We start from the raw sequence: 15,290 nt of genomic DNA on the forward strand, positions 1-15,290 counted from the left end.
CGCCGACGCTCGACGCGTCAACGCTCGTGCGAGCGAGAGCGCAACGTCCCGGGAGCCTCGGTTCTATTGGGAGGAGACAGACCCCGCGGCGCTCCCCGCTCAATTAGTCGTCGTTCACCAGGATGAGGAATTCCTCGCTTGCGAGCTGAACTTTGGCGCCGAACTGTTGGCTGTGCGACCCGTCCTTGCAGCACGTCCGCCTCTCAAGGTTCTTCCTGCATCTGATACCCCAGAGGAGGCGTACTCAGACCGGATTGCAGCAATCTTGCAAATTGCTGCTTGGCATGGACTCGACACAGACGAGATCGTCCGACGCGGTCTTGGAGCGCAGGCCCGATTGTTAGACGACGCGAGTCAGGCGGCCGCGCATCGCAACCAACCGGCCCGTGCCAGTAAGTGACGTGTTCGTGACCTGTCCGTCTGCCAGAGCAGACTCGGCCCTCACGCCATCGCCTTGTAAGTACCAGAACACCATGGATTAGCGTCGGTTCAGTTGAACATCGGCAACACGATCCCTTGACAACCACGTATCTGCGCTACCCGTTACGACCCCTCCGGCGGCTGGAGTGCCGCACGAGCTACTTGCAGATGGACGGGTCACTGGCGTGGCGGGCACCGTTCTTCGTCCGCACCCAGTACGGGCGGGCCGGGAGTGTCCGTTCGAGGTAGCCGGCGGCGCTGTCGAAGAGTCCCGGTCCGGCTATCGGGTTGGGTAGCCGCACCTTTCGGATCCGAAGAGTGTTGGTGATTGCTCTCTGGTGAGTGCCTGACCAGCAGCCGGACACGAGCCGGCTCCTAAGCGGGTAGGACGGTGCGATATGCGAATCAGGGCGACGGCCCTTGAAACCGGTGACCACGACCATCGGGTACCCGCCCTGGGCAATCTCGTCGAACGGCGCATACACCAAGAAGGCCATGCTCTTGGTCCTATTTGTCGGCACGACCCAACGGACCTCTCCGGCGTCGACCTGGACCTGATCGGTGGCGTAGGTGAGGTCGCCGCGTCGGTTCTGCACTGCTTGGACCAGGCATCGGTCGCAGCCTCGCACCCTCAACGTGATGGTGGTTCGTGCCACTGACCTGATGGGCTTCCGGAGCACCGGCCTTGGATGGAATGCGCGCACCACCTGGGTAGAGGTCATTCCCTGTCGCACGGCGCGGAACTCTGTGCGGGTCACCGTGCCGGCGGCTTCGATGCGGGGTGCCACAGCATCAGGGCCTTGCCGAGTGGGGTCGCTTCCATGCGCACCGGCTGGGGACGCTAACGAAACTGACAGCAACAGGAGGCACAGCGGCAGGACCGAGACTAGGGAACGCATGCGCCCAGTGTGCGTCCGCGCTCAGGCCCCCGTCCCGGGAACGGTCGCGGTGAACCCGACATAGATCGCACCATCCAGACATGTCCTGGGCCGAGGTCGTCTAACTCCCATAGGTGGAGCCGGCCCCCGACCCGATCAGCCAAACCCGAGACGCTGGCAGGTTCTAGAACCATAGGGACGGGCCCGGAGCGTTTCGGTTCCGGCTGAAGGCTGGCAACGGCGAGGTTGCGCCGCCGATGAGTCCTATTCCGCGCTCGCCGGGGCGAAAGGGAATCGAGGCCGTGCAGCGTGCCGCGGATGGCGCCAAGGTGGTCGAGCTCGGCTAGAAGCCGAGACACTCGACTGGGCTTTCTACTGGCCGTCTCGCGACCGCCTGCCCGCGAGTTCGTGGACCACGGCGGCGATCGGCTGGTCGTGGCACCGGCAACGGGCCGGATAGAAGCGAGTATCGAGGTCGCTGTATACGCCCTGCAGACGCTACGGTCGCATGATGGTCGAGGAGGCCATCGACATCTACTGCGAGCCACCGAAATCGGCGTGCTCAACGTCCTCTCGGATATCAGCGGAGCCGTCTACAGCGCCGCATGGGCCGATGGGTCCGGCTTGGCGAACTGGCCCAATAGGCCTTGAGCGCGGGCAGCCAGCCGTCCCGCCGGACCAGCCCGTATCCACTACCGTTGTACGGCCACATGGACCGCTGGTCACCCGTGGGGCCACCCGACGGCCCCGGAAACCCCGGTCCGGACCGTCCTGGGGCCCGTGGGAGGGCCCGAACATCCCAGTACGGTAAACGTTTCGATACATCGCGACTTCGGAAGACTTTCGGCCGCCGGATCGCGTAGCGTGACCGACCGCGCTGCACCCACTCCGGGGGCAGGAGATCTGGAGGCACCACGTATGAAGATCAGGAAGTCCGTCCTCGGCGGAATCTCGGCGCTCACCCTGGCCAGCGCGCTCGTCGCGTGCGGCGATGCCCCCGACGACTCGGCCGGCGACGACGAGGCGAAGACCGACTTCCTCCCGTGCATCGTCTCCGACGCCGGAGGCTTCGACGACAAGTCCTTCAACCAGCTCGGCTTCGAGGGCCTGGTCAAGGCGGCTGACGAGCTCGGCGCGGAGTACAAGGACGTGGAGTCCAACAGCGAGAACGACTACGCCCCCAACCTCACCAACCTCGTCGACCAGGGCTGCGACGCCATCGTCACGGTCGGCTTCGCCCTCTCGGCGGCCACCGTCGAGTCGGCCAAGGCCAACCCCGACATCGAGTACATCCTCATCGACGACGCGGCCGACAACGACTTCGACGGCACCAAGGACGCGGACAACATCAAGCCGCTCCTCTACGACACCGCCCAGGCCGCGTTCCTGGCCGGCTACGCCGCCGCCGACTACTCCAAGACCGGCACCGTCGGCACCTACGGCGGCCAGCCGTTCCCGACCGTGACGATCTTCATGGACGGCTACCGCCAGGGCGTGGAGTACTACAACGAGCAGAAGGGCACCGACGTCAAGGTCGCCGGCTGGGACGGCGAGAACGGCTCGTTCACCGGTGGCTTCGAGGCCAACGAGAAGGCCACCAACACGGCCACGCAGATCCTCGGCCAGGACGTCGACGTCATCCTGCCCGTCGGCGGCCCGATCTACGAGGGCGCGCTCACCGCGATCGCCGACTCGGGCTCCGACGCCGTCATGATCGGCACCGACGCCGACGTCTTCGAGAGCGACCCGAAGACGCAGGAGGTCATCCTGACCTCGATCATGAAGAACATGGACGTCTCGACCTACGACGCCATCATGGCCGCCGGCAACGACGAGTTCGACCCCGAGGCCTACGTCGGCACCCTCGAGAACGACGGCGTCGCGATCGCCCCGTTCCACAACTTCGAGACCGAGGTCAACGAGTCGCTGCAGGGCGAGCTCGACACGATCAAGGAGGGCATCATCGACGGCTCCATCCCGGTGACGTCGTACCTGACCCCCTGATCCACCGCTGACGAGAAGGAGGGAGGTCCGGCCCCGGCCGGCCTCCCTCCTGGCTTTCCCGGAGAGGTCGCCCACCGCGCCGGTGGGCCCCCAGGCGTCCTTGTGCCCCCTCGAGGCCAACTGCCTGCTCGGGGAGAACGGCGCCGGCAAGTTAACCCTGATGAGCGTCCTCTAAAGCCTCTACCAGGCCGACGAAAGCCGGCCGGAGCTCGTCTGATCTGACGGCGTTGCGGCGAAGACGCTGTTGACGGCTGGGACCACCACATCTGGCAGGACATCGCCTAAGAATGACTCAGAGGTCATTTGCGTCACTCATGACAGCAACTGCCGACCTTGAACTTAGCCCGAACGCGAACTGTGGCATTTCCACCGACTCGGGTTCGCTGACTCCCGACCAGGTGCTGGGCAAGTCGAAGCCCCCGCGTGCTACTGCTCGCAGACCACGCACGGCTGGCACACAAGCGTCGCCCGACACCTGTGCTCAGGCGAGTTCGTGACGTCTCGCCCACTCCACGAGACGCTCAAGTCGGGGGTCGCAATGCTCGACCCGTACGAACCCATCCCCGGTTATGATCGGGTACGTCGGCACTCTCCCGAACTCGACGACAACTTCGGTGATGACTTGTGCGGCGACCGACGCTAATTCTTGCGCGTCGCTCGCAATCAGCGGGCTGACCGACATCGTCACCGGCGTCAAGTGCTTGCGTGAGACGCTGCCGGCGACAACTTGGTCGTTCCGCGATCCAGGCGCGCCCTGCGGTGTCTGATCACAAATGACGTGGTCACGATCGGCCGGGCTTCCGTCTTGGGAGAAGTACTTGGGCGATGTCGACGTGATGACCCCGCACTGCAGTTCGACGTTGCCTGCCGCCCCGGTGTCTGCGAGGTGCCCGGCGACGGTGCCAATCAGGGTGAGCGCCCAGTGGGTCAGACTGCCGATCCGGAGTCCGACGGCGTCGTCTTCGAGTTCAGGGTGGCGAGAGAGGTGGGGCAAGGACTCGACTAGGTCGAGCGTCACCGCAGCGAACGCACGACCGTTCGTGTAGCAATGCAGTAGGTGATCTGAGACCGATCGGTCCGGCGGACTGTCACGTAACACGACACGTCCACGGCCATATGAGGCGTGGTGGCCAAGGTGTGGCCCTGGAAGGCCGTCTTGGCGAGCCCGGGTGCATTGGACGACCTCGTCGAGCAGATTGGAATCGAGCATACGAGGGATCGCAGACCGCGCAGGAACCGCGGCGACTGCGAGCCAGGCGCGTCCGAGTGTGTCCAGTTCACCGACTCCGGTATCGAAGACGTCTGCGACTGCCTTGTTGATGTCGGTGCGACCACTAAACCGGTCGCGATACGCAATGGCGATCTGCGGTTGCGTAAGAGACCGGGTGTGGCTTCCGTCGCGGACAGCAAATCGGTATCGGTGCTGATTGGGTGCCGACTCAGCATGTGGGCCATCGACGCTAGCTGGTACGTAGATCAGCACGAACCCCTGCCCTGCCTCGGTTGGTGACGGTACGTGTCCTACCTCAATGCCAGAAATGTAGGGCGTCGTTCGTTCGCGGATCGTGTCGAGGATCCTTGACTTGTGGGTGTCGTTGAGTGGTACTCCTGGGCCATGGTGTGCGCGACCGTTGGAGTCGACGACGCCTAGGACGATGAGTCCTCCTCCCGCGTTTGCGAAGGCGATGACGTCCTTGGCCAATTCTGCTCGCTGATTCTCGACTCGAGCGTTGACCTCGTCGCTGTCGATCTCAGACCTTGCGTCCTCCTTTGCACTGCCACCCAAGCTGGCCTCGCGGTTGCTCTTCGCCTTGGGACTGCTGTTGATCTGCTCTCGAGCGATGTGCCGCTCGATTCCGTATCGGGTCCGCTTGAAGTCGATGGCGACGTCTTCAACGACACGACGCGTGATCAGGTCAGAGATGACGTCGAAGGTGACGTCGCTGAGACGTACGCCGAGAGTGGACTCCAGCAAGGGATGCCGCTCCCAGGACGGAACATTCCAGTCAACCCGCGCGAGCCTGGAGTCCGTTGCGCTCTCCCCGACGTCGTCCGGCGCGGACCCCGAGAATGCTGACGACTCAAACGGAGCGGGTCTTGCTGATGGTCGGTCGTGATTTTCGGCGTACACCCTCACATTCCACAGGCCCGGCTACCGCCGCACAACCTCACCCGAGTCGGGGCTCCGCCGCTCACGACGCTGCGGCCTGCTCAGTCACAATCCCGAACCAGCCAAAAGACCAGGCGGCCAGGCGAGGGACAGGGCCTCATCCAGGACCGCCTGGGCTGTAGAGTAATCCGCCGACGCTAAGCCGTTTCAAGTGGCGCCGTAGCGAATCCACCCAATCGGCCTACGCTCGACGCATGGATCCGTTCCTCGTCTTCACACACCTGCTCGCCCCAGCTGGCGGCGGCGGCACCGTCTGAGCGAGAATGCGGGCACGTCGACCTGGCGGCCGGGCCTGGCGACGGGCGGATGCCTAGAAGCCAAGACCGTGCCGGGCTTAGCGTGAGCCCATGACGCCGTTATCGTTCGAGCACACCGAGGCGGCCGAACAGTTCGCCCACCAGGCAGCGGAGTTCGTGTCGACGGCCAGGTCGCTCTCCGACATGGAGCTGCTCGCCCCGTCCTTGTGCCACGGCTGGAGCGCGCTCGATCTTGTCGTTCACGTCCGGACGGGCCTGGAGGAGATGGTCATCGGTGCTGCCCGCACCCTCAGCGAGCCCGACCACGATGCCGCGTCCTATTGGTCGAAGGACCCCGGCGACGAAGACACCGATCCCGTGCCACATCCTCTGGCTCCGCCGGGTCGCAGCCGCCTACGGACGACCCTCGGGGGCCGTGAGACATCTTGAGGAAGTGAGCCGGTCGGCGACGTCTGCGGCAGCTTCGATGCCCGAAGGGGTCATCGAGTTCCAGAGCAAGCGCATGCGTAGCGGCGACTTCGTCGCTACCTGGGTCGTCGAGCTTGCCATTCACCAGCTCGACCTCGGCATCGCCCAAGACCAACCACGTGGGCTCGGATGGACCCGGCCTCCTCTGGAGGCCATCGCGGAGGCTGAGCTCCCGCCCGGGTTAGACGCCAGGTCCGCTGCACTTGTCGGTCTCGGACGCATCCCAGCACCGGACGGCGTGCCGCTTGCTACGTCGCACCCCGTGTCCCTCTAGCCGTCCGCGATCTGCAGGCGGAGTCCTCGACCGGAAGGAAGGGTTCACCTTGCGCTCGGTCGAGGCCTGACCCTCAACGACCAGGCACCGGAGACGTCGTCTGCGAAGCCTCTGCGTCCGGGGATCGGGCCTTGGGTCCCGAAAACTCGAGCTTGCGGGGCCACCCATCACGAGTGAAGTCACCCGGTGTGGTGGATCCGCGCGACAAGTGTTCCGCGCGCGGCGCACGGTGACTATGGTCTGATCGGCCGGTCTTGCCGTACCCCGTAGGGACTAGACGGAGTAACCGATAGGGCGCCGTTGACCTGCGGCGACTCGACGTCCTCGCTCGGCACCAAGACGTACCCGTGGACAAGCCCGTAATGGGCGCCTGAGCAAGTTCACCGACTTTCTCGCTATCGCTCAACGGCTGCGCCGAACTAGCCGCGGGTAGCAGTCGTAAGAACCTCCCTGTTGGGCTGGCGGGAAGTCCTCACCTCGGCGGGTCTGACATTCGCGGATCCTTCTCGACAGGCTGACCACATTCAGGGACAGCTCGGGTCGCGCGGGCGCGGTGGGAGCCGGAATGTGCTGCGGTTCGTGCCGCTGTGCGGCGAGTAAGCGGGCTTCAGGGTCTTACTGTTTGGTCTCGGTTGACCGTCTTGTTCGACTGCGTATCGCGTGCAGGGTTCGCAGCGTCTTCAAGCCCGATGCGGGTGAGCGTCCACGTCCTGTCTTGTGTCATCTATAGATTACACATTGCGGGAACAAGCTCGCACCCTGACCGGAGGCACACCCCATGAACAAGACCCCCAGGAACATCAACCAGAACTGGTTCCACCTGACCTATTCCAGGTCCGCCCCCATCGGCCTCCCGCAGATCTTCCAGGCCGAACGCGTCATGCGCTACTGCGACGAGACCGGCACCTGGATCATTGCGCTCTGGGAACGCGCCGACGCAGCCGCCGACTCAGCCGCCGGCGCGATCGCAAACTGCATCCTGCGACTCCCCGCCGAACAAGTCACCGACGTGACCCAGCACCGCAGCCTCAGCGAGGCCGGGAAGGCGTTCCGGAGCGTGACCGAGACAACGTCGTGACTCGACACAGCTCGGCCACCACAGCGACACACCCAACCACCGCGCACCCTCACCCGTCCCTCAACGACAGGAACACCACCATGACCGAGTCAAACACCCAGCACCTATATGGAGCACCGCAGTCGCGACGATTCGTCCATCTCAACCGCGACAAGATCGACATCACCCGAATGGCCCCTCCCCCGGCCCTCGAAACAGTGACGACGAGCACCGAGACCGAGTACATCGCGGCGCTCACGCACGCGTTCTCCACAGGCCTCTTGCCGCAACTGCTCCCCGACAGTTTCGGACGAGCCCTCGCCCGCACCAGCGTCGCCGAACCGGCTCTGACAATCACCCGCATCCGCACCGGCATCGTCACGGATGTGACTGACACCGCCGACATTGCTGTTGTTCGCATGAGGTTCTCACCCATGACGATCCTGCCCGGCGAACAGCCACGGGGCGGAGCCGCAGGCGGGCGACCAACCCAGGTACGTGAACCCACCGCCGGAAACGAGCCCGTCGCCGATCGCCTCGGCCTGCGAGTGCTGAAGTTCAACGACACCGACCACCTGCGCGCCTGGTGCGCAGATGCTCTCAGCCGCTCCTTAGACAGGGCCATGAAACGCGGCCGCCCCCAAGAAATCGCCGCGACCGGAGTAAGGCGACCCGTCTCCGCAGCGATGGTGCTGTTGCAATTCGAAGACGGGACCAGTTCGCAATGGGCACCCATGCTGAGCGACGGCATCAGCCGGCTCGCAGTATGCGGTGCCGCCCTACTCGGACAACTCGACGTCGACCCAGTAAGCGCAGCCGAAGTCATCGCCAGCCACCTCGTTCCCGCCAGCGTGCTGACACCGTCAAGTCCAGCCCACGAACTCACCCGCCGAATGCGCCGCAACCACCAGTCGTTCATCGAGCAGTACAAACGGCATGTCGACGAACACGGAGCTGACGAAGACGGCGTCAGGCTGCGCCAGTTCCTCACCATGCCCGCTGACCTCCACCTCCTCGCGACTGACCCCGAGACAGGAAACCCGCATGCGATGGAACCAGTCATGGAAGCAGTGGTGTCGGACTCTCACACTGGAGTCGATGCCTGGGACGCCGAGGACGAGTCACGCCATACCGCATTCCGCGCGCTCAAGAAACTTGCCGCAAACGCCGCGATCAGCACCGAGCTCTATGACCTCTGCGCGAACCGCAGCGACCCACGGGACACCGGCATCCTCAGGACCAGGCTGGCCGAATCGCACCGCCTCCCGCACGACGAAAACCCACAAGTCGTCGACCGAGACCTAGACGTCGACCACGACCAACTTTTGCTGCGTCGCGCAGTCACCCTCATGGCAACGCTGCTAGGACCCTCCACCTACAGCCAATTCAAGACCGCACTTCGAGACGTCAGCGGACGCCAACGGCTCACCCTGAACCAAGTCATTGACTACCTATCGCCACTTGTGTGCGAACCCTGGGGCACGCTCAAACCCATCACGCGTGCCTGGGCCTACGGTGGCCCCGTCCCCCCATCCATCGGCGAGACCACCCTCGTTCCCCTGCACCCGCCTGACTACCTCGCGCTCGTCGCCATAGCCCTCAACCCGGCAGAACCCGCCACGGCGATCACCCACGCACGACTCGAGCTCGCGCTCGCCGGCGGCACCGCCCTCATCGCCGACGGAGTCCTCACCACCACCATCGTCGGGGGATCCGGCAGCGCCCTCAGCCCCCTGCCGTTCCGAGGTCCGGTCAACGCTGCGGTGGACGCTCTCACCCACACCGAGGAAGGCCTCACCGCCCTCGCTGTTGCTGCGAATCACTTCAAACCCGGCCGCAGCCTCCGCACAGCACGACTACCGGCCATCGACATGCGCCAACCGGACCGCGTCGCCCGAGACGGGGTCGGCATCCCTATCAGAACCACCGAGACTGTCCTCGCCAACTACGCGGCCCAAGCCACCAATGTCGGCACAGAGACGCGAGGAGCGCCGCCCTCGTCGGCCCCGTCAACAACTCCGGAACCCACACCCCTCGCGAACCTGCAAGCCCGAGCCCGCCACCTCCCAACCGACACCAAAGCGCTGCTGCAAGATGTCGAACTCACCAAGAGCCTCCACGACGAAACCGGAGGGCCCACCGGGCTCAACGAACACGAACTGGACGCAGTTCACGACTCCCTGAGCAGCGCCCTCAAGCTCGTCGGACGACTCACGTGACGTCCCAAGACCCGTACACCGTCAGTCGCGACCTCTCGCCCGCGAGGGCCCAGCCACCAGGTCTGAGGACGACCCGAGTTGCGCCGGCCGAGGCACCGCCAATATCAGGCATGCATCCGGAGCTGGCAATCGGCCCGCTACACCCGCCTTCACCCTCCACGCAGAGTCACGGCGAACCGGCACCCCACGCTTACCGGCAAGACCGACGACTAGATGACTGGGAGACCTGGCTAAATCTCAGCACCACAAACCCTGTCATCTCCCGCCGCGAAGCCATGGCCGTGCGGTACGTGCACGGTGGTCGCGTCCTGGACCCTGACAGTTGGCCCACCGAAGCAGTCACCCGAATCTATGTAGCCTTCGACGAAGTCAGCGCCGTCTACGTCGGACAGACGTCGCGGTCATTGCTTTCGCGAACCAAGAGACACTTCGCGAATCAGCGCACTGCAGTCCAACAACACAAAGCAGGAACGTGGCAGTTCATCGTCAACGCCGCATTCAACGACCTCGCCTCCGGCGACCTTGACCGCCTTGAACTCTCTGCCGCCCGGTGGCTCTTACCGCTCCACCATCGCACCGATCGCCGCCACCCACGCGCCGAATGAACCCACCCCTGCGACGGCCGTCGTCGGCACCGCCGGACGTCCACAGCCAAGACAAGGCTCAGCAGACTCAGCCGATCACTCCGACTCAGCGCCGACCTGTTAGCGAATCACAAACAGCGCCACCGCGCCCCAAACAATGACGACTTCATCTCAGCCAGAATGAGCAGGTGGCCCGCCACGATGGCGCTGAACCCTGGCTGCGCAGCCGTCCCTGAGGTCAGTCAACCGTCGAGCCGCCGACCTAAGACTGCGCGGCGTCGTACTGGTCAATGACACCCTGCGAGATACGGCCCCGCTCAGCGACCTCAATGCCGGAAGCCTTCGCCCATTCCCGGATAGCGGTCAGATCGCGACCCGAACCGGACGCCCGTGAACTACGACGCCGCGCCGGCGCCCCTGCCCGCCGGGGTGCCTTCGTCGCCGCCTCCAGGTACGGCTTCAGCGCCTTCTCCAAGCTCGCCAGATTCTTTTTGCCGAGGTCGATTGTGTAATCGACGCCCTGGAACGAGAACGACACCTCCTGGGCATCCTTCGAACCGTCGAGGTCATCCGTAACGTGAGTGATCGTTTCCTTTGCCATGGGGTCCATCATGGTCAGCGTCACTGGTTAAGTCCAGTTGAACTCTCACACCTCAATCTCGCCCCGCTCAGTCGCACGACGAAATTGCCTCACCAACGTCGCCGCCGCTCCTAAATGACAGCACCCCACAACACGCCGACAGTCCGTCCTGCGGCCCTGGTCAGACTCGACGAACGAAGCATTCATACGCGCAGAGAGAACTACAGATCACGCCGACTATGACCAACCCGCGAAGAGCCCGGGGTCTCCACCGCCTCCGAGGACCGCCCTTACCGGGTCGACCTGTCTCGCGATCCGTTGCTGAATCAACGGCAAGTAAGCAGCCTCACGTTCGACAGCAATCACCGCGAAACCCTCCAAAATTGAAGCCTCCACAGTCGTCCCGGAACCCGCGAACGGATCAAGCACCACTCCGCCAGGCGGAGTGACGAGTCGGACAAGTTCACGCATCAGACCAAGCGGTTTGACAGTCGGATGCGCAACCCCGTTCACGACTACCCGTTCGCTCTGCCCCGGCTTCGGATGCCAGAAGAACTCCGCCACCGGGCGACCCCCAGCCTTCTCCTCGAGCACCCCCGCAGCGGTATGGCTGAGAAACACGTCCGAGGGCCATCGCCCGACCGACCCGTCCATCCCAGAGCCATCAGAGGCACGCACCCGACAGCCATCAATGTTCAGGGCACCAGTGCCGTGACGCAGCACGTTGCTTGCCACAGTGCCCTCTAAGCTCTTGCGTGCCAAGACGATTGGTTCGTGTGCCGGCTTGAGTGTCGTTCCCCACCCCGCCCACAACGCGCCCGGCAAACCGCTCCGCTCCCCAGCACCCTGCCTCGCAGAACCCCCAATACTCTTCGACCCGTTGATAGCCGCCTCGACATTGACCCCCTTGGGAAATCCCGTCGCATAAAGCCAAGCCATCGACCCGCGAATCGTGAACTCGGCAAGTTCAATACCTCGGGCCAGCCGATGCCAAGTCGGTGTTCCACCAAACGCGACGAGGTGCCCACCCGGCTTGAGCACACGATGACACTCCGTTGCCCACAGAACACACCACGCCTCAAACACGTCCGGATCGTTGTCCACGTACCCGCGGGAGTGGGTAGCCTTCTCATCCCAGTTCTGGGACTGCATGCCAAGCATGTTCGCCTGCATCACGCCGCTTTCCGCCTCAGCGAGACAGTCGCTGCAGGTTCGGTAACCTTCCGCAGGATTGTCGTTCCCGCACTCCTGGCAGGCGCCGTCCGCCGCATCATCGCCAGAGGTCGAGGTTCGAGCAGCCGCTGAACCGATCGCGTAGGGAGGGTCCGTCACGACCGAGTCAACGGATGCGTCCGGCAATCCTCGAAGCACTTCAAGACAATCGCCGTTGAATACTTGGGTCCTGGGCACTTCGCTTGTCTTGTTCACCCAAGACCCATCGGCCCGATCGACGGCGTCGTGACCGACTTCGAGGATGCGCCCGCAACATCTGGGTCGGACACGGGGCTCGACACCCGTGGCCTCACGCAGGAAGAAGGTGCGTCTGGGCTCCGCGACCTTGACCAGCAACCAACTGCGACCCGTGGGCGCGCACCGGCGACCCGGCCTACAACGGCGCAACGCTCGGCCCCGCTTCACTGGCGATCGCAACTTGCTTGGGCAACCCTCTTGCTCAGCAAGAGGTAGCTCGGACGCCCCGAACGCGCCGCCCCGGACCTAGCAGTCCCCCGCACGTCCTGAGGCGGGCGAGTACGAATACCTGAGGAAGACAACAAGCTAGGCACGCTAGAGCAGACCTCATGGTGAACCAGCGTCAACTGGGTCTGTCGGGCCTCCGAGGCGCTGGCCGTACGGCAGCGGACTCAGCTGAGTCGTCTACGAGCGGGGGGTACGGCTGCAACGTGACGAGAAGGTCGCTGACCGTCGTCTCAAGCGCCCAAGCCAGGTGAGACAATGTGCTCATTCGAGGATTGGCAGTTCGCCCGTTCGAACCACTGCCAGCCTCGAGGGCCGCGTAGTGAGCCCGCGTGATACCAGAGCATCGGGCCACCTCGGCTTGCGTCAGCGACCGGTCCGTTCTGAGACGCTGGAGATTCATGCCGAGGCTGATCGCGTTCTCGCTACCTGCGCTGTTCGCACTCACTCGGCAATTGTCACTCACTCGGACGTGGCGCAACGACCTCCCCCGCGATCGCGCCGCCTTCGACCTTGACCCCGAGTTTGAGAAGCAGAAGTCGTCGCAACCGTTGCTCCACTCACGACGTGGGCGGCTGGGGTGCCGAGCCCCTACAGACACCGGCGAGGGTCCAGTCGTGACACAGACGTACCGCACACCCCTCAGCCCCGCTCGTCCGTCAGACCGAGCCCAACAACCAACGCGCCGGGATCAACCTCCAACGCGGCGGCAAGCCGCAGCAGACTACGAAGTGTCACGTTTCCCTGCCCACGCTCCACACGCGACACGAAGGACCAGTGCAGCGCACTGCCCTCCGCCAGGCTCTCTAACGACTTGCCTTGGGCTTGGCGAGCAGCCCGGACACGGTCACCGAACTCTGCTCTTGCTATCTCGAACTGCGCATCGTCGGGTCGCTGTTGCGTGGACATAGTAAGACCACACTTGGCTCAGCCGCATCCGACCAGAGCCTAAACCGCATAGCCCGGACACACTTAGCGTTATACGTCTAATCTGTGGTTGTGCGTCAGGTCCAGATCACCCTTCGTGGCCTCCGCGGCGCCGCCAACCGAAGGCTGGACTCTCATGCACTCCTCCCCCACCCATTACGACTCCGCAGTGCCCACGCACAACACGGACGTCACCGCCGCCCCCGACCTCATGGTCGACAGGCCAACCCGAAGTACTCGCCCCAACCTGTTGGTGACCTGCGCGGCGACCTGCGTGGCACTGATGACTCTCAGCGCCTGCGGCGGCTCCGCCCCCAACGACACCGAGCCCGCCTTCATCAACTCAGCCGCCCGCATCGCAAGAGCCAACGACAGCGAACACACCCAACGACGACCTGGCCTCGGACATCGAACGAATCACCGGCGGCCGAACTTACGACCTCAACATCGACACACTTCCCGCACCTCCACCCGGATTCACCAGCACAGACGTCGAAGCATTCGCTGACCGCGCTATCGACATCATCCGGCGGGGCATGTCGCCCGAAGCAAGCACCATGGCTCCACTCGACGCGTTCAACTACACCTTCTCGAACCAGTACCGCGCCTCAACTCGCGCCGCGCGTATCGCCACCACGGCCGCCGTCGGTGACTTCGATTGGGAATGGGCGTGGGTGTCACTGCTCGAGCCGGTGCCAACCAAGCAACCTGAGATCCTGGCTCTCCGCTGGCAAGTGCAAAGCACCCCCGGCGAGCTCGCCGACGGCGAACCTGCACCCCAAATCGGGGTCAGCCTCTCCGTCGCCATCAAACACGAAGCGAGAGACGATGCGCCCGACGCGACGAGCGGGACAGCTGACTCAGCATCGCGACCCATTGTCGTAGAACGCACCGTCGTCGTCCGAGGCTTCAAGCCCCAAGGTGGGCCCCAGTGGTGGCCGGCCATCGGCGTCCAGACGTCGATGTACTTCGGAGGCAAGTGCGCTCCCGTCAACGGGTCGATCCTGACCCCCAGCGCCGATCCCAAGATCGTGGCCGCCGACCTCCGGGCGTTCCGCAACTTCGTCAAGAGTCCCGAGGTGATCGATCCGTCCGCCAGAAGCAACGCCGAAGACGTCGCCGACTACGTCGACAAGTACTGCGACAACTAAGCTGCGGAGCAGAGAGCCGGCATGCACGTTGGCCGGCGCTCAACAGATCCAGCAGTTCGCTCGCAGCCTGTCGTACAGCAAGACCCGACACGAACCGGGAGCACTCGAACACGCAGCCTGCCGAACTCGCATCGGCGAACAAAGTTGGTCAACTATGCCCAGGGGTGACCGGCAGACAGAGCACGCCACCCCTGCGCCGCAACTCCTCACTACTGTCGGTGGGCGGTGCGAACGTAGCGGCCATGAAGTTGCCGAGCAGCGCAGTCTCAACGAGTCGGCAGCCGCACGCGCATAAAAGGACGTGTCACGCCAACGTCATCGGGGCGACTGCGCCACGCGCGCCAACGCATCGTCAGGCAGCTCGAGCGCCGCCCAGATGGCGCGGACAGTGAAAAGCCCAGGATTCGCCGTACGCCCATCCTCGATCTTGCGTAGCGCGCTCTGCGACAGATCCGTAAGCCTGACGAGCGCGTCGAGCGAGACACCACGTTCGTGGCGCATCCGGCGAACGTAGGCCCCGAGGGGTTCACCAGCATCAGCGTCGAAGACCGAGCCCATGACGTGCGCCACCACCTCTCGTACGTCCACAGCGGACATGTTGTCACT

General features: G+C 64.3%; 10 protein-coding genes. 5 read left to right on the plus strand and 5 right to left on the minus strand.

Going from position 1 to position 15,290, the window contains the following annotated elements; all coding sequences use genetic code 11:
* Positions 1-2,216: 2,216 nt before the first annotated feature.
* Positions 2,217-3,302, plus strand: coding sequence for a BMP family ABC transporter substrate-binding protein (locus E4623_RS03685; RefSeq protein ID WP_134764663.1), 1,086 nt, complete (start codon positions 2,217-2,219; stop codon positions 3,300-3,302).
* Positions 3,303-3,783: 481 nt separating this feature from the next.
* Here E4623_RS03685 and E4623_RS03690 read toward each other — a convergent pair whose 3' ends face one another.
* Positions 3,784-5,277, minus strand: a complete 1,494-nt coding sequence (locus E4623_RS03690) for an ATP-binding protein (protein ID WP_167736459.1) — start codon at positions 5,275-5,277, stop codon at positions 3,784-3,786.
* A gap of 542 nt (positions 5,278-5,819) precedes the next feature.
* Here E4623_RS03690 and E4623_RS03695 point away from each other — a divergent pair.
* The 3 genes from E4623_RS03695 to E4623_RS03705 all read left to right on the plus strand — a co-directional run bounded on the left by E4623_RS03695 (position 5,820) and on the right by E4623_RS03705 (position 9,747).
* Entirely contained in the window at positions 5,820-6,158 is a 339-nt protein-coding gene (locus E4623_RS03695; RefSeq protein ID WP_134765124.1) for a maleylpyruvate isomerase N-terminal domain-containing protein, read from the plus strand.
* A 1,091-nt stretch (positions 6,159-7,249) separates the two neighbouring features.
* A complete protein-coding gene (locus E4623_RS03700; RefSeq protein ID WP_134765125.1) occupies positions 7,250-7,549 on the plus strand; it encodes a hypothetical protein in 300 nt (99 codons plus the stop codon).
* 80 nt (positions 7,550-7,629) lie between these two features.
* A complete protein-coding gene (locus E4623_RS03705) occupies positions 7,630-9,747 on the plus strand; it encodes a hypothetical protein (protein ID WP_134765126.1) in 2,118 nt (705 codons plus the stop codon).
* Positions 9,748-10,593: 846 nt separating this feature from the next.
* Here the strand turns inward: E4623_RS03705 and E4623_RS03710 are convergent.
* The 3 genes from E4623_RS03710 to E4623_RS23425 all read right to left on the minus strand — a co-directional run bounded on the left by E4623_RS03710 (position 10,594) and on the right by E4623_RS23425 (position 13,515).
* Entirely contained in the window at positions 10,594-10,956 is a 363-nt protein-coding gene (locus E4623_RS03710) for an Lsr2 family protein (protein WP_209020466.1), read from the minus strand.
* A 192-nt stretch (positions 10,957-11,148) separates the two neighbouring features.
* Positions 11,149-12,339, minus strand: coding sequence for a site-specific DNA-methyltransferase (locus E4623_RS03715; protein WP_167736460.1), 1,191 nt, complete (start codon positions 12,337-12,339; stop codon positions 11,149-11,151).
* Positions 12,340-13,248: 909 nt separating this feature from the next.
* Complete coding sequence (locus E4623_RS23425) at positions 13,249-13,515, minus strand: helix-turn-helix transcriptional regulator (protein WP_134765128.1); 267 nt, start codon at positions 13,513-13,515, stop codon at positions 13,249-13,251.
* 575 nt (positions 13,516-14,090) lie between these two features.
* Here E4623_RS23425 and E4623_RS03730 point away from each other — a divergent pair.
* Positions 14,091-14,684: a hypothetical protein gene (locus tag E4623_RS03730; protein WP_134765129.1), complete on the plus strand. Its 594-nt coding sequence runs from the start codon at positions 14,091-14,093 to the stop codon at positions 14,682-14,684.
* A gap of 315 nt (positions 14,685-14,999) precedes the next feature.
* On the opposite strand, the gene E4623_RS03735 is transcribed toward E4623_RS03730, so the two are convergent.
* A complete protein-coding gene (locus E4623_RS03735) occupies positions 15,000-15,281 on the minus strand; it encodes a helix-turn-helix transcriptional regulator (RefSeq protein WP_134765130.1) in 282 nt (93 codons plus the stop codon).
* Positions 15,282-15,290 lie beyond the last annotated feature (9 nt).

It is taken from the genome of Nocardioides sp. 1609 (genome assembly GCF_004522105.1).
Lineage (GTDB): Bacteria > Actinomycetota > Actinomycetes > Propionibacteriales > Nocardioidaceae > Nocardioides.